This window comes from Flavobacterium sp. HBTb2-11-1 (assembly GCF_009826975.1).
Taxonomy (GTDB): Bacteria; Bacteroidota; Bacteroidia; order Flavobacteriales; family Flavobacteriaceae; genus Flavobacterium.
In genome coordinates, this window is sequence record NZ_WUMO01000006.1 from 330,266 (window position 1) to 354,733 (window position 24,468).

25 protein-coding genes are annotated in these 24,468 nt (G+C 33.6%); 10 read left to right on the forward strand and 15 right to left on the reverse strand.

Annotation, left to right across the window (positions count from 1 at the left end):
* Nucleotides 1–41: 41 nt before the first annotated feature.
* Nucleotides 42–818, forward strand: a complete 777-nt coding sequence (locus GR162_RS15575; RefSeq protein ID WP_160782893.1) for an ABC transporter ATP-binding protein — start codon at nt 42–44, stop codon at nt 816–818.
* Nucleotides 819–951: 133 nt separating this feature from the next.
* Here the strand turns inward: GR162_RS15575 and GR162_RS15580 are convergent, their stop codons facing one another.
* Genes GR162_RS15580 through GR162_RS15590 form a run of 3 tightly spaced genes read right to left on the reverse strand, consistent with a single transcriptional unit; the run spans nt 952 to nt 2,294 of the window.
* Nucleotides 952–1,410, reverse strand: coding sequence for a tRNA (cytidine(34)-2'-O)-methyltransferase (locus GR162_RS15580; protein ID WP_119792744.1), 459 nt, complete (start codon nt 1,408–1,410; stop codon nt 952–954).
* A 59-nt stretch (nt 1,411–1,469) separates the two neighbouring features.
* On the reverse strand, nt 1,470–2,042 hold the full coding sequence (locus GR162_RS15585; RefSeq protein ID WP_160782894.1) for a pseudouridine synthase: 573 nt from the start codon (nt 2,040–2,042) through the stop codon (nt 1,470–1,472).
* Nucleotides 2,043–2,084: 42 nt separating this feature from the next.
* Nucleotides 2,085–2,294 carry a hypothetical protein gene (locus GR162_RS15590; protein ID WP_160782895.1) on the reverse strand — a complete coding sequence of 70 codons (210 nt, stop codon included), beginning with the start codon at nt 2,292–2,294 and terminating at the stop codon, nt 2,085–2,087.
* A 148-nt stretch (nt 2,295–2,442) separates the two neighbouring features.
* Between GR162_RS15590 and GR162_RS15595 the strand changes: the two genes are divergently transcribed.
* The 3 genes from GR162_RS15595 to GR162_RS15605 all read left to right on the forward strand — a co-directional run bounded on the left by GR162_RS15595 (nt 2,443) and on the right by GR162_RS15605 (nt 7,490).
* The gene (locus GR162_RS15595) at nt 2,443–2,820 is read left to right on the forward strand and encodes a hypothetical protein (protein WP_160782896.1); all 378 of its coding nucleotides are present in this window, start codon (nt 2,443–2,445) and stop codon (nt 2,818–2,820) included.
* 155 nt (nt 2,821–2,975) lie between these two features.
* Entirely contained in the window at nt 2,976–3,728 is a 753-nt protein-coding gene (locus GR162_RS15600; protein ID WP_160782897.1) for an SDR family NAD(P)-dependent oxidoreductase, read from the forward strand.
* A 309-nt stretch (nt 3,729–4,037) separates the two neighbouring features.
* The gene (locus GR162_RS15605) at nt 4,038–7,490 is read left to right on the forward strand and encodes a T9SS-dependent choice-of-anchor J family protein (RefSeq protein ID WP_160782898.1); all 3,453 of its coding nucleotides are present in this window, start codon (nt 4,038–4,040) and stop codon (nt 7,488–7,490) included.
* A 148-nt stretch (nt 7,491–7,638) separates the two neighbouring features.
* Here the strand turns inward: GR162_RS15605 and GR162_RS15610 are convergent, their stop codons facing one another.
* From GR162_RS15610 to GR162_RS15630, 5 genes are read right to left on the reverse strand one after another with little or no spacing between them, the layout of a single operon-like run.
* Complete coding sequence (locus GR162_RS15610) at nt 7,639–8,148, reverse strand: MepB family protein (RefSeq protein ID WP_160782899.1); 510 nt, start codon at nt 8,146–8,148, stop codon at nt 7,639–7,641.
* A 25-nt stretch (nt 8,149–8,173) separates the two neighbouring features.
* Nucleotides 8,174–9,931 carry a hypothetical protein gene (locus GR162_RS15615; protein ID WP_160782900.1) on the reverse strand — a complete coding sequence of 586 codons (1,758 nt, stop codon included), beginning with the start codon at nt 9,929–9,931 and terminating at the stop codon, nt 8,174–8,176.
* The gene (locus GR162_RS15620) at nt 9,928–10,479 is read right to left on the reverse strand and encodes an RNA polymerase sigma factor (RefSeq protein ID WP_008464886.1); all 552 of its coding nucleotides are present in this window, start codon (nt 10,477–10,479) and stop codon (nt 9,928–9,930) included. The genes GR162_RS15615 and GR162_RS15620 overlap by 4 nt, the downstream gene beginning before the upstream one ends.
* A gap of 51 nt (nt 10,480–10,530) precedes the next feature.
* Nucleotides 10,531–10,929 carry a hypothetical protein gene (locus tag GR162_RS15625; protein ID WP_160782901.1) on the reverse strand — a complete coding sequence of 133 codons (399 nt, stop codon included), beginning with the start codon at nt 10,927–10,929 and terminating at the stop codon, nt 10,531–10,533.
* 7 nt (nt 10,930–10,936) lie between these two features.
* Nucleotides 10,937–11,812 carry a protease complex subunit PrcB family protein gene (locus GR162_RS15630; RefSeq protein ID WP_160782902.1) on the reverse strand — a complete coding sequence of 292 codons (876 nt, stop codon included), beginning with the start codon at nt 11,810–11,812 and terminating at the stop codon, nt 10,937–10,939.
* A 186-nt stretch (nt 11,813–11,998) separates the two neighbouring features.
* On the opposite strand from GR162_RS15630, the gene rmuC reads away from it, so the two are divergent.
* From rmuC to GR162_RS15650, 4 genes are all read left to right on the forward strand, one after another.
* Nucleotides 11,999–13,372 (forward strand): DNA recombination protein RmuC, encoded by a 1,374-nt coding sequence (rmuC, locus tag GR162_RS15635; protein ID WP_160782903.1) that lies wholly within the window; start codon nt 11,999–12,001, stop codon nt 13,370–13,372.
* An 88-nt stretch (nt 13,373–13,460) separates the two neighbouring features.
* On the forward strand, nt 13,461–14,009 hold the full coding sequence (locus GR162_RS15640; RefSeq protein WP_129748084.1) for an acyl-CoA thioesterase: 549 nt from the start codon (nt 13,461–13,463) through the stop codon (nt 14,007–14,009).
* 42 nt (nt 14,010–14,051) lie between these two features.
* Complete coding sequence (locus GR162_RS15645) at nt 14,052–14,447, forward strand: VOC family protein (RefSeq protein ID WP_160782904.1); 396 nt, start codon at nt 14,052–14,054, stop codon at nt 14,445–14,447.
* Between the two features lie 238 nt (nt 14,448–14,685).
* Nucleotides 14,686–15,252: a YceI family protein gene (locus GR162_RS15650; protein WP_202393951.1), complete on the forward strand. Its 567-nt coding sequence runs from the start codon at nt 14,686–14,688 to the stop codon at nt 15,250–15,252.
* Nucleotides 15,253–15,254: 2 nt separating this feature from the next.
* On the opposite strand, the gene GR162_RS15655 is transcribed toward GR162_RS15650, so the two are convergent.
* Entirely contained in the window at nt 15,255–16,166 is a 912-nt protein-coding gene (locus tag GR162_RS15655; protein WP_160782906.1) for a TIGR01777 family oxidoreductase, read from the reverse strand.
* A gap of 98 nt (nt 16,167–16,264) precedes the next feature.
* Between GR162_RS15655 and GR162_RS15660 the strand changes: the two genes are divergently transcribed.
* A complete protein-coding gene (locus GR162_RS15660; protein ID WP_160782907.1) occupies nt 16,265–16,924 on the forward strand; it encodes a TetR family transcriptional regulator C-terminal domain-containing protein in 660 nt (219 codons plus the stop codon).
* Nucleotides 16,924–18,228, forward strand: a complete 1,305-nt coding sequence (locus tag GR162_RS15665) for an AarF/ABC1/UbiB kinase family protein (RefSeq protein ID WP_160782908.1) — start codon at nt 16,924–16,926, stop codon at nt 18,226–18,228. The genes GR162_RS15660 and GR162_RS15665 overlap by 1 nt, the downstream gene beginning before the upstream one ends.
* A 215-nt stretch (nt 18,229–18,443) precedes the next feature.
* Here GR162_RS15665 and GR162_RS15670 read toward each other — a convergent pair whose 3' ends face one another.
* The 6 genes from GR162_RS15670 to GR162_RS15695 form a co-directional block, all read right to left on the reverse strand.
* A complete protein-coding gene (locus GR162_RS15670; RefSeq protein WP_160782909.1) occupies nt 18,444–19,739 on the reverse strand; it encodes a deoxyribodipyrimidine photo-lyase in 1,296 nt (431 codons plus the stop codon).
* Nucleotides 19,740–19,888: 149 nt separating this feature from the next.
* Nucleotides 19,889–20,356, reverse strand: a complete 468-nt coding sequence (locus tag GR162_RS15675; protein WP_160782910.1) for an SRPBCC family protein — start codon at nt 20,354–20,356, stop codon at nt 19,889–19,891.
* Nucleotides 20,357–20,398: 42 nt separating this feature from the next.
* A complete protein-coding gene (locus tag GR162_RS15680; RefSeq protein ID WP_008464900.1) occupies nt 20,399–20,839 on the reverse strand; it encodes a sterol desaturase family protein in 441 nt (146 codons plus the stop codon).
* Between the two features lie 188 nt (nt 20,840–21,027).
* Nucleotides 21,028–21,867, reverse strand: coding sequence for a phytoene/squalene synthase family protein (locus GR162_RS15685; RefSeq protein WP_008464902.1), 840 nt, complete (start codon nt 21,865–21,867; stop codon nt 21,028–21,030).
* A 3-nt stretch (nt 21,868–21,870) separates the two neighbouring features.
* Nucleotides 21,871–23,337, reverse strand: coding sequence for an NAD(P)/FAD-dependent oxidoreductase (locus GR162_RS15690; protein WP_160782911.1), 1,467 nt, complete (start codon nt 23,335–23,337; stop codon nt 21,871–21,873).
* Between the two features lie 39 nt (nt 23,338–23,376).
* Nucleotides 23,377–24,276 carry a MerR family transcriptional regulator gene (locus GR162_RS15695; protein ID WP_160782912.1) on the reverse strand — a complete coding sequence of 300 codons (900 nt, stop codon included), beginning with the start codon at nt 24,274–24,276 and terminating at the stop codon, nt 23,377–23,379.
* Nucleotides 24,277–24,468: the final 192 nt, after the last annotated feature.

Below are 24,468 nucleotides of genomic sequence, written 5' to 3' on the forward strand. Positions count from 1 at the left end.
TTTAGCCCTAGAAAAAACTTAGCATCTTAGAACCTTTAAAAATGAGAACTATTCTATCAACCATAAACTTAAATATTGGATACAAATCCAAGAAAGGAGTTACGACCATTGCTGAGAATCTTAATTTAAATCTTGAAACTGGTAAATTAATCACTTTAATAGGAGCAAACGGAATTGGAAAATCTACCTTATTACGAACGCTTACTGGAATTCAGAAACCTTTATCGGGAAATGTTTATTTGAACGAAAGGAATATTTCAGACTATCAGCCTTTAGAATTGGCGCAAAATCTAAGTTTAGTTTTAACCGAAAAACTGCCGCCAAGTAATCTTTCTGTTTTTGAGTTAGTCGCTTTGGGTCGCCAGCCTTATACCGATTGGGTTGATAAATTATCTGACGAAGATGTTCTAAAAGTTCATGAAGCAATGAATTTGACGCAAATCGAACATTTAGCTTCAAAAAAACATTTTCAGATTAGCGATGGACAATTACAGAAAGTCTTAATTGCACGAGCTTTGGCACAAGATACGCCATTAATCATTCTAGACGAACCAACAACGCATCTTGATTTATTACATAAAGTTTCATTATTCAAATTATTAAAGAAATTGACGCAAGAAACTCAAAAAAGCATTTTGTTTTCCACACACGATATCGATCTTGCCATTCAATTAAGCGACGAAATGATCATGATGATGCCAGAAAGTATAGTGCAAGATCAGCCGTGTAATTTAATTTCGAATGGAAGTTTCAGCAATTTGTTCAAAGATGAACATATTATTTTTGATGCTGAAAAAGGGAAGTTTATCGTGAGTTAGTTTTTTTTTCAGGAGCTAATCCTGCTGTTCGCTATATCTTTTGTGGCGAACCCCGCCACAAAAGGATGCCGCTTCCATCAGGGCTAGAAGTATCGTTTTCAGAAGAAGCTTTTTCTATTAAACAGTTAAACGATTAAACTTTCTTCAATCCAATTTGTCTCTTCGCTTCTCCAACCACAAAAGCAACCGAATTAGCAATATTAAAACTGCGAATAAGGGGTGACATCGGAATCGTCAAATGATTTTCGAATCTTGCCATAAATGCTGCGCTCAAACCAACGCTTTCTTTTCCGAAAACCAGCCAGTCACCATCTTGAAATTCATTTTCTAAATAGGATTTTTCAGAATGCGAACTCATTAAAAATACACGAGAATGATCTGGAATCTGTGCAATCCATTCTTCTACGTTTTGATATTCTGTTACATCAAGATGAACCCAATAATCCAATCCGGAACGTTTCAGATTTTTGTCATTAATCACAAATCCAAAAGGATGAATTAAATGAAGACGGCTTTCTGTGCCTACGCACAATCTTCCAATATTTCCAGTATTATTAGGTATTTCTGGTTCTACAAGAACAACGTTTAACATCTTTTTGAGTTATGAATTATAAATTATGAGTTTCTAAAATTATCTAATTGACACATTTTCTAATTATCTAATTGAAAATCGGAAACTTCTAAAACTTCACCTGCTTTTAGGTTTTGCAAATATACATTTCCTATTCGAACGCGAACAAGGCGCAACGTTGGAAAACCAACTGCAGCAGTCATTTTTCTAACTTGACGAAATTTTCCTTCTCTTACCGTGATCGATGCCCAAGAAGTTGGACCATGACGCTCGTCTCTTATTTTTTTGGCTCTCGCTCCAAAATCTGGAATTTCTGTAACGATAGATGCTTTGCAGCGTTTCGTTTTATATTTTCCACCATCAAGCCCAATTTCTACCCCATTTTGCAATTGTTCAATTGCTTCTGGCGTAATTAATCCGTCAACCTGAACATAATATTCTTTTTCAACCTTTCTGCTTCGAACGAGTTCGCTCATATTTCCATCAGTAGTCAAAAGAAGCAGACCTTCAGAATCTTCGTCGAGTCTTCCAATTGCCATTGTTCCTTCGGGAAAATCATGCAATTCCCCCAAGAGCTTTTTCTTTCTTTTTAATTCATAAATAAATTGGCTTAAGTAGCCGTAAGGTTTAAAAAGAATGAAGTGTCGGTGCATTTTTAATTTTTTGCAAAGATAGTTCTTTCCTAAAATTAAATCCTACTGCTGTTTTTGCGATTTCATTTTTTTTAGCCATTGGTAGACAAACCAAATTACAGTAATTGTAAAAACGACAATTAAAATGGTATAGTAGTTTTTGAAGAATTCATGAAAATAACTGCCAATTAAAATATAAGCAGAAGCCATGCAAAGTTTGATCAAGATAAATTCAGAATTGGACCAGCTGGTTTTAATTTTGAAGAAATTCATAATTGTTTAAGGTTGTTAAGTTGCTTTGAATAAAGGTAATAAATAAAAAAAAGATGGCAATTATAAAAGAAAAGCAATATGAAGTAATAATTTTTTCGCGCTTAGAATTTGTAATATTATAAAGTTGAATGTAAAAAATAATAATGCCATGGAAACAAATGATAATCTAGGAACAAAAAAGATAAACGGAATGCAAAAGAATATAGATGAATCTAAAGGGAAAAACGTTTCTCACGATGATAATTTAAAAGATGCCAAATTGAATAAAGAATTGGTAACAGATAAAGATGGCGATAAAAAAATCGTTGAAAGAGCTAGAAACGAGAATGAAGATATTAATAAAGCTCTTCATCAAATAAATCCAGATAACCCAAATGCAAACCGCGGAGTTGAAACGGAAGAAGAGGCAAATAAAACGGTTGAGAACAAAGATCGTAATTCTGATATAACGCCAAATCGATATTCGAACTCACACCCAGACAATCATAGGGACCGCGGGAACATGAAATTGGACGAGGAAGAATAAGACAATACGAAATTTTCAACAAAATTGAGACAATTTAATGTCAAATAACATAACATTAGCGGTTCGCGTTAATGTTATTTTAAACTCTTTTCAAAGCTTTTATGTCGGTTGATATCTTCGTAAATTAGAGGAATCAATTTAAAAACATATATAAAATGGCACTTTTAGAAAACAAAGTAGCTTTTGTATCTGGCGGTGGTTCAGGGATTGGACGCGCAGTGGCAGAAGCCTACGCTCGAGAAGGAGCAAAAGTAGTTGTAGCTGATATAAATGTAGAACACGGTGAAGAAACCGTAAAAATGATAAAGGAAAAGGGTGGAGAAGCTTTTTTCATAAAAGGAGATTCGTCGAGTGCAGCTGACAATAAACATATGGTTGAGGTGACAGTTTCTAAATATGGCCGATTGGACATTGCCTGCAACAATGCGGGAATGGGAGGACCGGCAAAACCAACTGGCGAATACGAGCCAGAAGCTTGGGATAAAGTTATTGCACTGAATTTAAGCGGTGTTTTTTATGCCTGCCGTTACCAATTGGAGCAAATGGAGAAAAATGGCGGAGGAAGCATTGTAAATATTGCCTCAATCCACGGACAAGTTGCTGCGCCAAATAGTGTTGCATATACTGCAAGTAAACACGGTGTGGTTGGTCTGACTAAAAATATTGCAGTAGAATATGCACAAAAAAATATTCGATGCAACGCTGTTGGACCAGGGTATATTGAAACAGCACTTTTAAAAGATAATCTTAATAAAGAAATGATGCAGGCCGTTGCAGCAAAATCTGCAATGAACCGATTAGGAACCGCAGAAGAAGTGGCTGAACTGGTGGTTTTTCTAAATTCTGATAAATCATCATTCACAACAGGAAGTTATATTATTGCCGATGGAGGTTATACCGCGGTTTAATAATTTTTTAGAGAATACTATTTTGAATTAGTAAAAGCAGTAAGCGAAAGTTTACTGCTTTTTTTGTTTTAAACCCCGTATTATTTGTAAGAAACGTAGCGTTTTCAGGGCTTTTTAAAATATTGTGTGATTTGAATAATGTTTTGTTTTGAGGCTTTTTTGTTGGTTTTATTTTATTATATTTAGAGTTGTGTTAGGTTTTGATGAAAAATATTTATAAAAATATAAACATTAAGTTTATGGTTTTGTAATATTCCCTTAACTTTAAACACTATAAATTTGAACTCTAAAAACTCTATTTTTTAACGTATGAAAAAACTCTACTTTTCGCGCCTCTTGGCTCTTTTATGTTTTTTTAGTTGCATTTCTGGAGATCTTTTTGCCCAGACAAATCCAACGCCACAAAGTATACCTTATTTTCAGAACTTTAGCGGATTAGCGGCAAATTCTACTACTTACCCAGCTGGTTTTCAGGGTTGGAACGCAAGTACACCTTCTAGCTCTAGCTTAGGAACTCCTTCAAATTTCACTACTACTGTTACATCTGACAAAGCATTAACAGCAGGTGGTTCTGCTGGCTCCACGGGAGGGAATGTTTATAACTTTAGCGGAAAGATTGGATTTCTAAATGCAGGGTCATTTCTAGACCAAGCAATCGTACTAGCTTTAAATACAACAGGTAATACTAATATACAGGTTAAATATGATGCAATGGTTATACGTAATCCCGTTGGTATTGGAAGCCCGCCTTCTAGCCGTATTAATCAATTTGCTTTACAGTATAGAGTAGGGACGAGTGGAGCTTTTAACACATTATCATCTACTGCTTACGAAAATACATTAGCGCAACAAAAAATCGATGCAGGCGATGTTTCTTCTCAAGATAATAAAATAATAAAAGTAACATTGCCTGCAGAATGTGATAACCAGCCTGTCGTTCAAATAAGATGGATCTCTAGACAGTTATCAGGTAGTGGATCTCGCCCTTCTTTTGCAATTGATAATATAGAAATCGAAAAAGATATTTATGCTCCAGCTAATGTTTTAGGTTACCCAAAAACAGCTAATGTTTTAGGAGTAAGCTTTGATTTTATTAATAAAATAGATGAAGTTGGAAAAACATATTATGTATTACTGCCAGGTGGTAGCGCAGAACCAACAGTTGCACAAATAAAAGCAGGCCAAGATTCAAATGGTACTTTAGCTTTGCAATCAGGAGTTTTTGATGTAACAAACCCGACTCAGGAATATATAAAAAGTTTTGCGGGATTAACTTTAAATACTACTTATTCTGTTTTCTCGATTTCTGAAGATCCTTATAATAATTTACAAACCTCAGTTAGTAAAACAGATGTTACTACATTAAATGTAATGCCACCTGCCATATCGCCATCTGTTGCTATATTGAATTTGGGCGGTACTGAACCTAATTATGATCCTTTAATAAAAAGCTACCAGATTGGAGCTTCAGATCTTACTGCAAATGTAGTAGTTACAGCGTCGGGAAATTTTACTATTTCAAAAGATAATACTTCATTCTCATCAATTTTATCATTTGTTCCAGCTGATTTTGATTCTAATGCAACGCCAACAGTTTATGTAAAATTCACCCCAACTTCTGTTGGAAGCTTTACAGGTACAATAACTCATGAAACAACTGGAGGTACAACCAAAACAGTTAATTTAACAGCTCTTGGAGTAAATCCTTTTGTACAGAATTTTGACGATGCAAATGTTTTTGCAAATAGCAAATGGTCTCAATATAATGAAGCAGGTCCAATAAACAAATGGGCTTACACGAATCAGCCGCGTAATGTTAACTCCGGAACTGGAGCTGTTTTAATGAACGGATTTTCAGACAGCGGCGCTAGTAAAGATTGGTTAATTTCTCCAAGATTACGTTTAGATGGTTTTACTCAAATTCCATTATTATCTTTTTATTCTCGTCAATTTTACGATGGTCCATCTTTAAAATTAATGGTTTCAACCAATTATGATGGAGTCAGTGACCCAAATACTGCAACTTGGACACCGATAAACGGAAGATTTCCGCAAGAGACAGGAAGTTATGTAAAATCTGAATATATAAATTTATCAGCTTATAAGACAGATCATACGTATTTGGCTTGGGTTTACGAAACCACTTCTGGTGGAAATGGTAATGCTGCGGAATGGTCTTTTGATGATTTTGCTATTATTGATGAATCAAAATATGTGGATTCTAACCCACGTTTAGATTTTGCGGATGTAAGCCCAAATTCGGTTTCTGCTAGTCAAACTTTTGTTTTTGCAGCAGCGGGTTACGGCGATATCACTATTGAAGCTCCAGCTTCTTACGAACTCTCATTGGATAATATTTCATTTGCATCAAATATTGTTGTTTCTTCTGCAGATGCATTAACAGGAAAAACAATTTATGCAAGATTTGCACCAACAACAAAAGAACCAACAGTTTCTGGTGTTTTAAAGGTTACAGGAACATCTTTAAACAAAGAAATTGGATCATTTACAGGGACTTCTATATTAAAAGCTGATACTTATGATGTCGTGACATATAATCTAGAGTTTTTTGGAACGGATGTTAAAGATAAAACAGGTAAAGAATTTGGACCAACAAATGATGTGTTGCAAATCGAAAATGTAGCCAAAGTAATGAACAAATTAAACGCAGATGTTTATGTAGTTCAAGAAGTTTCTGATGAGCAAGCATTAGATGCGTTGATTCAAAAAATTAGCATTAATGGAAAAACATTCGATAAGACAATCTCAACTTCTTGGTCTTACTCATTTAAGGATTTAGATCCCAATTTTCCGCCTCAAAAATTAGTGGTGCTTTATAATACTCAAACGACTACGGTAAAAAGTACAAAAGTATTATTCAAAGATTTGTATGATCAAATTCGTTTTAACACAGTGGTGTTGCCAGGTTATCCAGGTTCAGAAACGCCAGAAATCAATGATGATAGTTTTTTCTCATCAGGACGTCTTCCTTATCTGGTGCAAGTTGAGGCTAATATTGGCGGAATTAAAAAAGAAATTAACTTAATTGATCTTCACGCACGTGCAAACAGCGGAACTGATATTTCAAAATACAATCAGCGCAAATATGATATTGATTATCTGAAAGATGCGTTAGATGCTGAGTATCCAGATGCAAATTTAATTCTTTTAGGAGATTTTAATGATGATGTAAAAGCTTGGGTTGGAAATGCTAGTACAGCTTCGTCTTATAAGAAATTTGTAGATGATACTACTAATTATAACGCTTTAACATGGGATATTAGTCAAGCTGGAGCTTATAGTTTTTTAAGTTCACAAGGATTTTTAGATCACATCTTAATTTCAAATGAATTGAATGATGATTATATCGATAAGTCGATTGCAGTTTACGATCCAAGAAATGATATCGCAAATTACACGACAACAACATCAGATCATGGACCAGTAATTGCTCGTTTCGAATTAAAGCAAGATGTGCTTTCTACACCAGATTTTGGAAAGAACCAATATTTCGTAAAAGCGTATCCAAATCCTGCAGCAGACGTGTTGAATTTTGATGTGAAAACAACGCAAGGAAGAGATCTAAAAATCAGATTGTACGATTTTAATGGTCGCGCTATTGGAAATCCAATTAGCGTTAAAAATGAATCTGAAGTTAGCACAGCAGTTGTTGCGGTTGGCAATCTAGTTTCAGGGGTTTATTTCTATACCGTTACAGAAAACAATAAAGTGATTTTTAAAGATAAAGTCATTAAGAAATAAAGGTTTTTTTAGAAAAAGAAAACGGGCTGTCTCGAAAGAGATAGCCCATTGTTTTTTATCAAACATTTGATATTCCGTAGGAATATTTGATCGGTAGAAAAAAATAAATTGATTTTTAGAATTGTGTCCTGTAAGGACACGGGTTTTGTTATTTAAAAATTTTTCTAAGCTCGTTTAAATCGACATTATTTTGATTGGTAAAGTTAAAAAAATAATCCAATTGCCATTTTTGTGTTTTCTGTGCCTGTTTGCTTGTGGTTTCATCCCAAGGCGGATAAACTCTTGTAGCTCTAATTCCTTCTTTATTTTGGGTAGAAAAAATGCCTTTTTCCAATAATGTCTTTTTCGGAAAAATAAACTGTCCCCAATTCTGATCTTTTCGAACCGTGACAATTACAAAATCAATATCGTCCGAATAATCAAAAGGTTCAATTATTCCTGATTGATTTCGTTTCCATAAAGTAACAAACTGCCCCGTTTTGGTTGGGGTAATTTTTGCTTCTCTATAGCAAATGTTTCTATTATTTAATTGAAAACGAAATGCGCTATATTCTTCGCTTTCGTTTTCCTTTTGTAAAGAGGCTATTTGCAAATCAGCTTTGTCAAAAATGCTTTCTTTGCAGAATACTAAATCAGGAGATGCAATGCTAAAATTCATTTGCGAAAATTACTGCAAATTCGATTTAGAAAGAAACATTCAATCCAAAATTTAATCCCCATTGGAACTGGTTGAAAGACTGGCTGTTTAGCGGATTGATGTAATAATTTACAGCGGGTTCAACAAAAACATTGGTCTTTTTATACACTCGATATTGGACTGTACTGCTAAAAGTAGAACCATAAACGTAATCATTGGCATTCACGTTTTCTCCAATGGAATGCCCGTCAAGAGCCACATTGTTTGAAATTAATTTACCTACAAAACCTCCAGTATTTAAGTTTATGCTGGCTTTATTTTTATTAAAAACAGAATAAGAGACTTCAAGTGGCATCTCTACATATCTTAAATTTTGATCCAATTTACCTGTCTGAACGTTTTCATTTTTCATAGCTTCTTTTGTGCTATTTGAAACAAAAAAATATTCTTGTTTTGCTGGATCTGATGATGCAACTGGACTGCTGTCGGCATAGGAAGCGGCAGGAGCAAAAAAAGCATTGTTTTTGGCACTCACGTAAGATACATTAGCAACGCTTTGTCCCAATTCACTGATTTTTAACCCAGAGCCTACAGCCCATTTTTTATTAATGCTATATTTCGTTTTGACACCGTAAGAATTAGATTGTTTAGAATCGTTGACGTTGCCTAAAGTTTTCTCGTTTTTAGTATTTTCAGAACTTGCAACACCTGCAAAAACCGCAACGGCCCATTTTTCTTTTTTATTGATCAGATTGTCTTTTTTCTCTTTTTCTTCTTTTTCCTTTTCAGGAGATAAAATTCCTTTTTCTAAATTCTGAAGTTCTGCCAGCTGCATAGAGTCTGTTTTGCTCAGACTGTTAGTAATTTTTAAATCGTCTTTTATAATAACTGCTTTGTCAGTTCGCTTAGTCTCATTTTTACCCGAAATGGCATTGTTTGAATTATATGGATTGCTATTTATAAAAGATCTGTTATTTACAGAAGAATTCTGATTATTGAATGCATAGCTTTTATTGTTTTTGGCTGTAAGCTGTTCTTCAAAAATAGAATTTGAAAGCTGTTTTTTTGCTGTCGAATTAAACTTGCTTTGTTTGCCAAATGCAACTCTTTCTTCAGAAATTCCTTTATTAGAAGTTTTTGAATTATTTCCTAAAATAGATTTATCAGAAGATTTTGAAACTGATTTTTCTTCAGATGAACCAGAGTTTTGATAAGCGAGAGACTGGTTCGGAACATTTGCCGGAGAACCTTTACTAGATTTTTTCGAAGATTTGAGATTCGATTTCTCTGCTGATGAATTATAATTCTGAAACGCAACAGATTGGTTCGGAGTGTTTACCGATTTTGGCACACTGTATTTAGAATCTTTTTTGCTGGTTTTGTTCTTAGAGTCTGTTTCTGCGACAGAAGTCTCTTGAACTTGAATTCCTGATTCATTATTGAATTGATTCTCTGTAGCATTTCCATTTAAAGAATCTATTGCTTTACCAATATTTTTATTTTGATCTAAATTTTTGTTGTCAGAGTTATGATTTTTTTCTTTGCCAATAACAACACTATTTCTGCTGTTTTCTAAATTGACATTGTTTAGGTTTGTATTTTCAGATGAATCGGTAAAATGTAAAATTGAAGGCAGAAGCAACCCTAATAATAAGCATGCAGCAGCCGACCACCAAAGAACAACTCTTTTTTTCTTTTTAGGTTTGTCTAATTTTTCTTCAATCTGACTCCATAATTCTGGAGGCGGAACACTCGAAAAGTCTTCCATTGATGAAAAAATATCTTCTATTTTTTGCTTCTTCATGCTATCTTAAAATTTTTTATGCTCAAAATTCGCTTTTGTAATATGTGTTTGGCGCGATTTAAATTTGATTTTGATGTTCCTTCGGAGATTTTTAATAGTTCGGCGATTTCTTTGTGTTTCATTTTTTCGAAAACATACAAGTTAAAAACCGTCCGGTATTGATCGGGTAAATCTCGAATATATTCTAGCAGTTTTTCCTGTTCTATCGGAATAGCTTCAAGTTCCTCTTCTTCTATAAAATCGGTATCGGGATCAAAAACATCTAAAAAGAAACTCTCTTTTTTCTTTTTGTTTAAAGTTTCGATGAGTTTATTAATAAAAATCCGTTTGAGCCAGCCTTCAAAACTTCCTTCAAATTTATACTGGCTTATTTTCTGAAAGGCAATTACAAATGCTTCCTGAAAAACGTCTTTCGCGTCATCTTCGTTCTTCATATATTTCAAACAAATACCATATAAAACAGGAGAGAACAACTGATAAATTTTCAGTTGTCCCTCCCTGTCATTTTTAATGCACAGTTTGATATATTTTTCTAACTCGTCTTTCAAGAAATGGTTTAAATTTGATTTTGCAAAAATAGTTCTAAATAGCTTACAAAACTATCTTTTAAAAATAGTTCGAGTGCCGTCTTGACTATTGCTTATAATGGTTAGGTTTTGATTGTCAAGGTTTTCTATGATGTAAGTTTTGCCTTCAAACGTAATTAGATCATGTTCTGACTGATCAAAATATCCCTTTCCTTTTTCTATCTGATAAGCACTATTTCTAATCTCCACATTGTTTTTATAAGTAATAACCCTTCCGTTTTCGGTAAAGATAATTTTCTTAGTAAATCCGATTGTTTTTGGTGTTGCAACATAAGGATTATCAGAACCACCGATAGATTTTTCCCATATCCAAGTGTTTACTATTGATCCTGCAGCGTCTTTAGAATCATTTACAGAAATCATTGATGTAAAAAGAAAGCAGATAATAAAAGATAAAAAGAGTTTCTTCATAATCATATTATTTTAAACTTGCAATTTTTTCCTGAATCGCTTTTTTGAACAGTTTTATTTCTGCACTTTGATCTGCAGTATCATTATTGTCAATATAAACTTTTGTAACGCTTGCACCTTGACGAAGTTCAAAATAAATTCCGCCTTGATCAGCAGCATCTGGAGAACCGTAGGTTTTCGTCTGTCCTTTTAAAGCCAAGATTTCAGCAGGAACACTTTTTAAGAATAATGTATATTCGCCTCTTTTAATGGTTGGGGTATATTTGTATTGTCCAAAATCATATTGGCCGGCACCAACGTTTAAGAATTTTAAAGTATTGTAATCGTTAATCTGATAGAATTTTTGGCAGTCTGCACCAGTACATTGATTGTAGAAGCTTCCAATAATCATATTGTCTGCACTTTCAACTGTTTTATTAAAAATCATTCCTTTTGTTGTCTTCGGAATCAAAATAAATTCTGAAGGATAAGTAGGAGTTTGAGTTACATTTTCACCTGTTGCAGGAGCTTTTTCGTAGTAGTTGACAACAATTTCGCAATTGTTTTCTACAATAGAGCTAATCACGATGTCGTAACCGCTTGTAGGTTTAGCGCCGGCGAAAAGTCCAACTAAATATTCTTTTGTAAAATCAATATTTGGATCACTGGCAACTGGACAGCTGTTCGCGTGTTTTGTAAAATACTCATCCATTTTTTCTTGAGAAGCAATAATAACTGCGGCAGGATTATTAGGCTGAGATTTTACACTATAATTGCATAAGAAAGGAAAACCAGTAAAATTTAGAACTGTATTGGCTCCACAATCTACATAGTTATTTCCATCATTAAGAGAACAGGCACTGAATCCAAAGGCTACAAATAAGCCAAGTATTAATTTTTTCATAATTATTTTAATAGGTTTATATCTTGTAGATAGCCCATTTAAAAAAAGGTTGCGTTGAGGTTTGATTTTTTTTTTGAAAAATAAAATGTTGGTTTAGTTGGTTTTGAAAATGAATTAGTGAAATTTCCATTTTAAAAATTAAGTACTACGTATTATTGCGTACTTTTACGTAAAACAAACTTAGTTATGTCCGATTATTTACCGTTTTTATTAGGATTCGTTGTGGCACTTTTTGTGGGCATTTACGTAGGCAAAATGCTTTCTGCATCAAAGTTTCAGTCAGAAAAAGCTATTTCTGAGGAGCGATTAAATGCATTAAATGGCCAATTGCAAATGCTAAAAGAGCAATTTGAAAATGAAAAAAATAATTTTCAGAAACAATTGCAGTTCAGTATTTCTGAAAAAGAAAACATTCGTACAGAAAAAGACAGTTTAGCAATTCAGCTTTCTAAAAAAGAAGTGGATTTTGAAAATTTATGGGAACGCCATAAAGAACAAAAAAGCGAAATTAATGAGCTTCAGGAAAAATTTACAAAAGAATTTGAAAACCTGGCCAATAAAATTCTTGAAGAAAAATCGGCAAAGTTTACCGAACAAAATACTGTAAACATGAAAAATATCCTGACGCCTTTGCAGGATAAAATTCAAGTTTTCGAGCAGAAAGTAGAGCAGACTCATAAAGAAAGCATCGATTATCACGCGGCGCTTCGTCAGCAGATTATTGGTTTGAGCGAAATGAACGCGCAAATGAGCAAAGAAACCTTAAATCTTACTAAAGCATTAAAAGGAGACAGCAAAATGCAAGGAAATTGGGGCGAATTGGTGCTGGAACGTGTTTTAGAAAAGTCTGGATTAGAAAAAGGAAGAGAATACGAAGTGCAGCAGAGTTTTACCAATAGTGAAGGAAATCGCGTTTTTCCAGACGTGGTAATCAATCTTCCTGACGGTAAAAAAATGATTGTCGATTCTAAAGTTTCACTTGCCGCTTACGAAAAATGGGTAAACGAAGAATCGGAACTTTTGAAAATAGAGTTTCTTAAAGAACACGTTATTTCTATAAAGAGACATGTCGAGCAGTTGGGCAGTAAAAATTATCACGATTTATATCAAATGGAAAGTCCAGATTTTGTTCTGCTCTTTATTCCAATGGAACCTGCTTTTGCCATTGCCTTAAACGAAGATCCAACATTATATACCAAAGCTTTTGACCGAAATATTGTTATTGTAACGCCAAGCACGCTCTTGGCTACTCTGCGAACTATTGACAGTATGTGGACCAATCAGAAACAGCAGGAAAATGCTTTGGAAATTGCCAGACAAGCAGGAGCTTTGTATGACAAATTTGAAGGCTTTGTAACCGATTTAGTGCGAATTGGAAACAAAATAAAAGATACCAAAACAGAATATGAAAGCGCGATGAATAAATTGGTTGATGGAAAAGGAAACCTGATTTCGAGCGTAGAAAGATTAAAGAAAATGGGAGCAAAGGCAAAAAAATCGCTTCCAGAAAATATTATTGCAAGAGCAGCGAGTTCAGATGAAAATGAAATATTGAATTAGAAGAGAAAGTAAATAGAGAAAAGACACAAGAAAAAAGACCAACCTAATATAGAATACAACTAATCAAAAAAATACCAAAAACAAAAACATGAGTACAGATTTTAAGCCCGTTTCATCATCAAAAGTTAGTATATCAGAATTAATGCTGCCATCGCATACTAACTTTAGCGGAAAGATTCACGGAGGATATATTTTACAATTACTAGATCAGATTGCTTTTGCTTCGGCATCAAAATTCAGCGGCAATTATTGCGTAACGGCTTCTGTAGATACTGTAAACTTTCTTAAGCCAATTGAAGTTGGAGAATTGGTAACTATGAAGGCTTCTGTAAATTATGTTGGAAGAAGCTCTATGATTGTCGGCATTCGTGTAGAAGCAGAAAATATTCAGACAGGAGTTGTCAAACATTGCAATTCGTCTTATTTTACAATGGTTGCCAAAGATAAAGAAGGCAAAAGCGTTCAGGTTCCAGGATTAATTTTGTCGAATTTAGAAGAAGTGCGCCGTTTTAGAAAAGCAATAAAACATATCGAAGTTAGAAAAGAAGTAGAAGAACACGAAAAATTGGCCAATATAAATTCTATTGAAGATTTAGCAAGTCTAGAAAAATATAATGTGCTTCTAGAAATCAGCTAAATTTTCTTATATTTAGTTATTACATATTAAATATTAGAAATTATGATCAAGTTTGGATATACAATTTTATACGTAGAAAATGTCGAAGAATCTATCGCGTTTTATGAAAATGCTTTTGGTTTTTCGAGAAAATTCGTCACGCCAGAAGGCGATTATGGCGAATTAATTACAGGAGAAACAACACTTTCGTTTGCTTCGAAGAAATTAGCTTCAAAAAGTTTGCCTGACGGGTTTATTGAAAGCAGTTTGGAAGACAAACCTTTTGCTATAGAAATTGGATTTATAACAGAGAATGTTCCCGAAGTTTTGCAGAAAGTAACTTCTTTTGGCGCTGTTATAGTTTCAGAACCTGTAGAAAAACCTTGGGGGCAAATTGTAGCTTATGCAAGAGACTTGAACGGTTTTTTAATTGAGATTTGTACAGAGGTTAAAATATAATTTTTACTAACATTTGATATCTCACAATGTTAATCTTACATTAAAAATATTCACAAATTTTTAGCATTACTCTCAGAACTTTTAATAGGGAAATTTCGTAACTTTAAGTGTAATTATTGGGTTACGGAATTTTTTCACTGAGTATTGCCGTTCAATTTTCAGATTATTAAAATCTGATTTTTCATTTTCTCTTAATCAGAATAAATTGAATGACATAATTGTTTAAATGCAGACGATTATGAAAACAACTACTTTATTATTTTTACTTTTTACCGCCTTTTCTGTCATTGCCCAAGACAAATTTTTCACTAATACAGGCACTATAAATTTTGAAGCCTCTGTTCCTTTGTACGAGGAAGTGAAAGCAGTAAATAGACAAGTTGCCATACTTTTAGAACCTAAAACAAGTACTCTTATCTGTACTGTTGTCATCAAAGATTTTCGCTTTAAATTGAATCTCATGCAAGAGCATTTCAATGAAAACTACATGGAAAGCAATCGCTATCCTAAAGCCATATTCAAAGGGAAAATTCAGAAATTTGAGTTAAAAGATATTACTGAAGTCGCAAAACAATATGAGATTAAAGGAAAACTTAATTTACGCGGAAAATCAAAAGAGATTGTGGTGAACGCCTTGATTAAAAGAGTTCCAGAAGGAATCCAGATTATTTCAGATTTCCCTATTGCAGTATCCGATTTTAATATTCATATTCCAACTCCTATAGCTTCGAAAATTGCACAAACGGCCAATACAGAACTAACGGGCATTATTCGCAGCGATGAGACTATGCTGACTTTGAAATAAAGTTATTTTATGCAATTGATAAGCGTCTTTTCTAAATCCGTAAATTGAAACTCGAAACCAGTTTTTTGAATTTTTTCTGATGAAACTCGCTGTCCGGTTAATACCGCTATGCTCATTTCTCCCAACATAATCTTTAATACAAAAGGCGGAACTTTGGGCAACCATATGCTATAATCGTACAGCTTGGCCAGAGTTTTAGAAAATCGGGCATTTGTTGTATTGTCTGTTATGCAGGCGTTGTATGGGCCTTCCAGTTTGGTATCTTCAATGCTTTTTAAATAAATCTGGCATAAATCTTCAATATGAATCCAAGGGAGATATTGTTTGCCAGAACCCAAAACGGCGCCAAAACCAGATTTAAATGTGGGAATCATCTTTTTTAGAAAACCTTCGTTTTTGCCTAAAACGATACCAGTTCTAATTTTGACTGTTCGAATATTTAAAGAAGCGATTTTATCTGCGGCATTTTCCCATTTTTGGCAAGTAATGCCTAAAAAATCATCGGCTGGGGCAGTGGTTTCAGTACAAATATTATGACTGGTTATAGCGCCATAAATTCCGATTCCTGAAGCAGAAACAAAGGCTTCTAGTTTTTTATTGTTTTTCTCTAAAATTGAATAAATCATTTCAACAGGTCTAACACGACTCTCGATAATGGCTCTTTTACGTCTTTTAGTCCACCTCTTTTCGACGATTCCTTCGCCGGCAAGATGAATAATGTAATCGGCATTTAGAATTGCATTTTTGTCAATATAGTTTTTTTTGATGTCCCATTTGTAATACGTAACTCTTGGAGTATCTTCTCTATCAGATCGGCTCAGGACAGACACAGAAAAACCTGCTTCGATCAGGACATCTGTCAAATGTTTTCCAATGAAACCACTTCCACCTGTTAATAGAACATTTTGAGCCATAATAGTTTATAATATATTTAACAGTCTAACTTGTTTAAGGATTAGTAAAGATAATTAAACAATGTTTACCTTTATGGCAAATTCTAAATTTTAATAAGATGGCGACTAAAAAAAAGGTAATTACCAAAGATGATATCGTTTCAAAATATATGGAAGAAGTTCTGGAAAAAGGACAAAAGCCTAAATCGGTTTATCATTTTGCCAAAGAAAATGATTTTACTGAAGCTGAATTTTATGCTTTTTTTGGAACATTAGAAGGTTTAGAAAAAGAAATATTCAGACTGTTTTTTGAAAATACAGTCAATCTTCTTCACAAGAATGAAGAATATCAGGGATATGATATGAAGAATAAAATGCTGAGTTTTTATTTTACTTTCTTTGAAATCCTCACTGCCAATAGAAGTTATGTTTTGCAATCGCTTAAGATTGACAGAAATCCGCTTAAAAATTTAGTGCAGTTAACTACGCTACGAAATAGTTTTAAAGAATATGTTTCTGAAATCTTGACAGATGATTACAGATTAGAACAGGAAAAGTTTCAGAAGTTTCAGGAAAAAGCCATTCAAGAATCGTCTTGGCTGCAATTAATGCTGACGATTAAATTCTGGATGGAAGACGAATCTCCTGCGTTTGAGAAAACCGATATTTTTATCGAGAAGTCAGTTAATGCCTCATTTGAGTTGATGAATGTGGCGCCAATGAACCATCTGATAGATTTCGGAAAATTTTTGTTCAAAGAAAAAGTATATAGCAGATAATGAAAACAATCGATTATATTCCGACCTCAAAAATAGAGAGAGCAGGAAAATTGGTTCAAACTGGGGCTAAAATTGGTGTAAACTACGTAAAACATTATGCCGAAAAAATAGTAAATCCCGATTTGACCAGAGATAAACTAAACGAAAATAATGCAGAAGATATTTATGACGGACTAAAAAGCTTAAAAGGAAGTGCACTAAAAGTAGCACAGATGTTAAGCATGGATAAAAACTTTCTTCCGCAAGCTTATGTAGAAAAGTTCTCTCTATCTCAGTTTTCTGTTCCGCCACTTTCTGCTCCGTTAGTTTTAAAAACTTTCAAATGCAATTTTGGAAAAACGCCATATGAGATTTTTGACGAGTTCAATCCAAATTCTGTAAACGCAGCAAGTATTGGTCAGGTGCATTTGGCAAAGAAAGGAGATAAAAAGCTAGCCGTTAAAATTCAATATCCAGGTGTTGCCAATAGCATTTCGTCAGATTTGGCTTTGGTAAAACCAATTGCTATCAGAATGTTTAATCTACAGGGAAAAGATTCTGACAAATATTTTAAAGAAGTTGAAGATAAACTGATTGAAGAAACTAACTATTTGTTGGAGTTAAAACAAAGCCAAGAAGTAGTCGACGCCTGCAGTAAAATTGAAAATATTCTTTTTCCGAATTACTATCCTGAGTTTTCGTCAGAGAAAATCATCACAATGGATTGGATGACGGGAATTCATCTTTCTGAATTTACAGCTATAAATAAAGATCAAGAAGCTGGCGACAAATTAGGTCAAGCACTTTGGGATTTCTATATGTATCAGATTCATGTTTTGAGGAAAGTGCATGCAGATCCACATCCGGGAAATTTTTTGGTAGATGATCAAAATAAATTGATTGCTTTGGATTTTGGTTGTATGAAACAGATTCCAGAAGATTTCTATACGCCGTATTTTGAATTGATTAATAAAAATGTAATTACAGACGAAAAGCTTTTCAATCAAAAATTATTCGAATTAGAGATTCTTCGACCAGATGATACACCAGCAGAAATTGAATATTTCACCGAAATGTTTCATGATTTGCTGTCGCTTTTTACAAAGCCTTTTCAAAACGAAACTTTCGATTTTGCCGATGAGGAATTCTTCTACGCGATTGCCCAATTAGGAAAACGTTTCTCAGAAGATACAAACTTGAAAAAAATGAATGGGAATCGAGGCTCAAAACACTTTATTTACATGAACCGTACTTTCTTTGGTTTGTACAATTTAATGTTTGATTTGAAAGCCAAGATTGTGGTTGATAACTATTTGAAATACTAGAAGTTTAGAAATTCCAATTTTATATGCATAGGCCTTTGTTAAAGTTTCAAGCTTTGACAAAGGTTTTTTTAGTTTAGTTTGTCATCCTGAGGAACGAAGGATCACACTTGCAAATCGACAAAAGTTGGCGACATTCTGTGCGGAGTTTCTAGTGTGATCCTTCGTTCCTCAGGATGACAAAAATGAGTATAAATCTAAAACCTAAAACAAAAACTTTACTTCAAAATCCCAGCCTTGTAAGTCTCAATCGCACGATCTCTAGCAAAGGCATGATCAATCATTGGTTCATTATATCCGAAATCAAATTCTGGAATCCATTTACGGATATATTCTCCTTTTGGGTCAAATTTTTGCTGCTGAATTTCGGGATTAAAAACTCGGAAATAAGGAGCAGCATCACAACCAGTTCCTGCAGCCCATTGCCAGTTTCCTACGTTTGAAGCCAGTTCAAAATCTAAAAGTTTTTCGGCAAAATAAGCTTCTCCCCATCGCCAATCGATAAGCAAATGTTTGCATAAAAAGCTCGCTACAACCATTCGAACGCGATTATGCATATAGCCCGTTTCGTTTAACTGACGCATTCCAGCATCAACCATTGGATAACCTGTTTCTCCAGCACACCAACGTTTGAAATCATCTTCGTTATTTCGCCATTGAATTCCGTCGTAATTGGATTTGAAATTATGATTTACGCAATTCGGAAAGCTAAACAAAATCTGAATAAAGAATTCTCTCCAGATGAGTTCGCTTAAAAAAGTCTGATTTTTTCGGTTTGCCCAGTTTACCAATTTGCGAATACTCACAGTTCCAAAACGTAAATGCGGAGAAAGATAAGAAGTGCTGTCTAAAGCGGGAAAATCTCTTGTTTCTTTATACTGGGCAATTTGTGTTAAGTTGTGCGGCTTGACTTTTATATCGCTTCTTTCAAAACCAATTTCGGCTAAATCAGGAAAAGTAAATTTATTTTTCGCGAAATTGCTGTGAAACGGAACAGAGTCATATTCCGTAGCCGATCCTAAAAAATGGTATTTCTCTAGCCATTTATTCTTATATGGAGTGTAAACCGTATATGGTTTTCCATCTGCTTTTGTGATTTCTTTTTCCTCAAAAATAACATGATCTTTATAAAAGAAAGTTTTAATGTTGTTTTCTTTTAATAAAGCAGTTATCGCTGTGTCGCGTTTGATGGCAAAAGGTTCGTAATCTTTGTTAAAGAAAACCGATTGAATATCAAATTCTTCCATAAGTGATTTCCAAATGTCTTTTGTTTTCCCTTTTTTTATTAAGATAGAAGAATCGAGTTTATTTAATTCTGAATTTACTTTTTGGAGTGAATCATAAATAAAAGTCACTCGAGCGTCATTTTTCGGCAGACGGTCCAAAATATCATCGTCAAAGATAAAAAGAGGAACGACAGGAAAATTAGACTGTAAAGCATGAAATAATCCTGTGTTGTCTTCTAAACGCAAATCACGTCTAAACCAAAATAAAGTAACTTTTTGTTTTGTCATTGGTTTGTCTTAATAAAAATAATTTTAAAGGTTTTTATTTCGAATCAAATAGCTCCGAAAGGCGCTAAGTCACAAAGCAATTTTTCTCTTAAGCCTTTGTGAAAAAAAATTGCGACTTAGCGTCTTTGCGAGACTAAAAAAAATGCGATTTATTTTTTAGAATTAAATAATTCTTCGATTTTATTAAATCTATAATCGAAAATCCTTTTCAGTTTGTTTTTTACAACTAATTGATTCATGATTCTGCCTAGAATTCCAAGTGGGAGAGCATAATGTACTATGTCAGTCATTTTTGTTCCGCCATCTGGTGTTGGTTCAAAGAAATGTTTATGATGCCACAATTTGTAAGGCCCAAATTGCTGAATGTCTACGAAATACTCGTTTTCTTTGCAAGCCGTAATTTCGGTAACCCAAGACATTGTGATTCCGAAAAGGGGTTTTAAGGTGTAAGTGATAATTTGTCCATGATACATGCGTTTGCCGTCATAATCCTGAATTTGGAAATTCATATTATCAAGCGTAATGGTTTGCAAGTTTTTTGGATCGGAAAAAAAATCCCAACAGTTTTCTACACTTGTATTGATATGCTGTACGGTTACTATCTTGTGTAATTTCATAATCACAAATCTTTGTTGAAACACTAACGTGTTCAAATAATGCTACATTTTATAATATTTAAAGGGAACGAATAGCATTCCAAAACATTCTCCTTTTTCTTTGCCTAAATGTTTGTGGTGTATTTTATGCGCTTTTCTAAGTCCGATGAGATATTTGTTTTTAGTGTTTTTAAACCATTTAAAACGTTGATGGATTAATACATCATGAATTAGAAAATAACAGACTCCATAAAGTGTGATTCCGCAGGCGATAAAAAACAAATAATTGAATCCGCCCTGAACTCCAAAATAAAATAAGACAATGCTCGGAATGGCAAATATGACAAAGAAAATATCGTTGCGTTCAAAAGTATCTTCATATTTCGGCTGATGATGATCGGCATGAAAATACCACATAAAACCATGCATCACATATTTATGAGTTAGCCAAGTAACACATTCCATGAACAGAAAAACGCTTAAAAAGATTAAAAAAGAAATCATTTTTATTAATGTTGATGTTTTAAAATTATCGTTTTATTGTTTTTGAGTTTAGCTTTGAATTATAAAAGATTGACTCAAAAAGATTGACTATTTTGGTTTTAAGTCTGCGATTCTCTCAATCTTGTCATTTCTCCTAGTCGAAATGACAAACTGTTGGCTTTTATTGAGAACTCGATAACTGAATAAGATTACACAAGTTTCAATTTATACGTCACAAAAGACTGCGCTAAAAGTCCTGCTTTTGTATAATTAGAAACTCGAATTCTAGAATTTCCAATTTCGTAATAAGGTGTATTTTTTAGCTTTTTCAATAATTTTTTATAATAAACATAAGCCGTATAAACACCGAATTTTGCTTCAATAGGCAGTTTTACAATTCCCTGATAAGCAATTCTGAAATCTTCTTCAATTTCTTTAATGATTTGTGTTTTAGAGTCTTCTGTGAAATTATTCAGATTTACGCCTGGGAAATAAGTTCTATTCAGGATGGTATTGTCATCTTTTAAATCTCTCAGGAAATTTACTTTCTGAAAAGCCGAACCTAAACGCATAGCTTCATTTTTCAATTGTTCGTATTTGTGCTCTTTTCCAGAAACAAAAACTTTCAAGCACATGAGTCCAACGACATCTGCAGAGCCGTAAATATAATCTATATATTCAGCTTGTGTTTGATAATTGGATTTGATTAAATCCATTTTCATGCTTTTTAAAAACGCCTGAACCAAATCATCAGTAATATTATATTCTTTTACAGTCTGCTGAAACGAATTTAAAATAGGATTTAAACTGATGCCTAATTGCATTGCTTTATAATATTCTTTTTCAAAATCTTCAATGAGATATTCTTTTTCATAATCATGAAAAGAATCTACAATTTCGTCAGCAAAACGAACAAATCCGTAAATACTGTAAATAGCATCACGAATGCTTGGCGAAAGCATTTTAACAGCAAGCGAAAAGGAGGTGCTGTAATTTTTGGTAACCAATTTGCTGCATTTGAAAGAAACGGCGTCAAATAGTGATTTCATTTTTTAAGATCTAAAAGATTTTTGAATTAATTCAGCTGCTAGTTTTCCTGAAATTAAAGCAGGCGGAACACCTGGACCAGGAACAGTTAACTGTCCTGTAAAATATAGATTCTTGACTTTTTTGCTTTTTAATTTTGGTCTTAGAAAAGCAGTTTGTAATAGAGTATTGGCCATTCCGTAAGCATTTCCTTTATAAGCGTTATAGTCGTTTACAAAGTCATTTTTGCAGAATGATTTCTTAAAGATAATGTTATTTTTAATTTTTTGCTGGGTAAGTTCCTCAAAACGAGTAATTATTCTCTCAAAATATTCTTCCCGTAGTGCTTCGTTATCTTCAATTCCAGGTGCAAGCGGAATTAAAAAAAATCCAGATTCCATTCCATCTGGCGCTGCAGTTTTATCTGTTTTTGATGGAAAGTTAGCGTAGAATAAAGGTTGTTCTGGCCACTTTGGCTGATCGTAAATATCTGCTGCATGCTGATTGAAATCTACATCAAAAAATAAAGCATGATGCGAAATGTTTTCTATTTTTTTATCGAAACCTACAAAAAATAGGAGTGAGGATGGAGCAAAAACTCTGTTTTCCCAATATTTTTCGGAATACATTCTGTGTTCCTTTTCGAGTAATGTTTCAGAATGATGATAATCAGCTCCGCTAAGAACAACATCAGATTTTATGACTTTACCATCAATGACGATTCCAGTCGCTGTTTTATTCTCAACGATTATTTTTTCAATTGATGAATTGGTTTGAATGGTAACGCCAAGTTCCAAAGCGAGTTTTTCGATTCCTCGAATAACATCAAACATTCCCGTTTTGGGGTGCCACGTCCCTAAGCCGAAATCGGCATAATTCATAAAATTGTAAAACGAAGGCGTTTTACTCGGTTTTGCTCCAAGAAATAAAACGGGAAATTCGAGAATCTGAATTAATCTTTCATTTTTGAAAGTTTTTCGAATATCGGCGCTTACATTCTTGAAAAACTGATTCAGTTTTAATGCGGTTTCTTTTGTAATTAATTCAAGCGGAGAAATTCCTGGACGATAAACTAAATCCTTTATAGCAATGTCATAATTGCTTTTGGCTTGATCAATAAAATTTTGCAGCTTTTCGCCGCTTCCTTTTTCTATGGTTTCAAAAGTATATTTTATTTCTTCCAAATTATCATAGATGCTGATAAAATCATTGATTCCGAAATAAACCCTATAGGCTGGATTTAATTTTATCAGTTCGTAATAATCAGAAGGTCTTTTATTGAAATCCTGAAAAAAGCGTTCAAAGACATCTGGCATCCAATACCAGCTTGGTCCCATATCAAAAGTGAAACCGTTTGCCTTAAACTGTCTTGCGCGCCCGCCAATTGTACTGTTTTTTTCGTAAACAGTAACCTTATTTCCTTGCTGGGCAAGGTAACAAGCGGCTGCTAAAGAAGAGAAGCCTGAACCTATTATTTGAATTGTTTTTCTCATTTGTTTAACAAATATAAGAAAAACTTAAACAAAAATAAATTAAAGCATGTTAATAGTTTCTTCCATTGAATCAAAAACTCGAATTCTGTCAGTAAGGACCTTCTGATCGATGTGTTCCACCATTTTGCCCATAAGCCAGATTTCGTTGTTTTCCTGCAGCAATTTCTGTCCCATAGATTTCACATATTGATTGATTACGCTTCGATCTGGCTGAACAGTCATGAAAGAAACAAATGTGATATTCTCAAAATGCTTTGTTAAGTCCTGTAAGTTTTCGATGGGCATACTTTCTCCAAGATAAATGGTTTTGTAGCCTTTGTCAAGGATTTCATATTGCAGATATAATAATCCAATTTGATGGATTTCGTTTAGCGGAAGTGATAAAACAAAGATTCGATCAGTTTTGGTTGGTTTTCTAATCTGAAGGCTTTCTGTGTAAATCAATATTTTCTGCTTAATTAAATGACTCATAAAATGTTCATTAGCAGGAGTAATGGTTTCAGATTGCCACAATAATCCTAACTCTTTTAGAAGAGGTAAAAAATGTTCTTTAAAAACTTCTTTAAACGTTTTTTCAGTAATAAGCCAATCGAATGTATTAAAGAATAATTCTTGGTCAAAGTTCATCATCGCCATTTTAAAAGAAGTAATGGCATAGTTTTGAGAATTTTTCTTTGAAATTATTTCGCGTACCAGTTGCGGTATCTTTTCTTCAGGATATGTAGCGATTTTGGAAATCTTGTACCCGTATTCGTGCAGTAACGTAATGTTTAAAAGTTTCTGCAAATTGTGAAGATTGTAAAATCTGATATTAGTATCAGTTCGCATAGGTTCAAGGATGTTGTATCTCTTTTCCCAGATGCGTATGGTATGCGCTTTTATTCCAGATAAGTTCTCAAGATCTTTAATGCTGAAAACAGTTTTTATATTGTTTATCATTTTTCGAGATTAAGTCAACAAATGTAAAATAAAATCTTAGATTCGGCCTTAAAACTACATTAAAAAGATAGAGGATTAGAGGTTTACGTATTTAAAATATATTTTTTACCTAAAATCAGGTATATAATTCTTAAGAAATATATTACTTTGGTAAAAAAGAAGGCTTGCATATTTTTAGTATGCAGGCCTTTT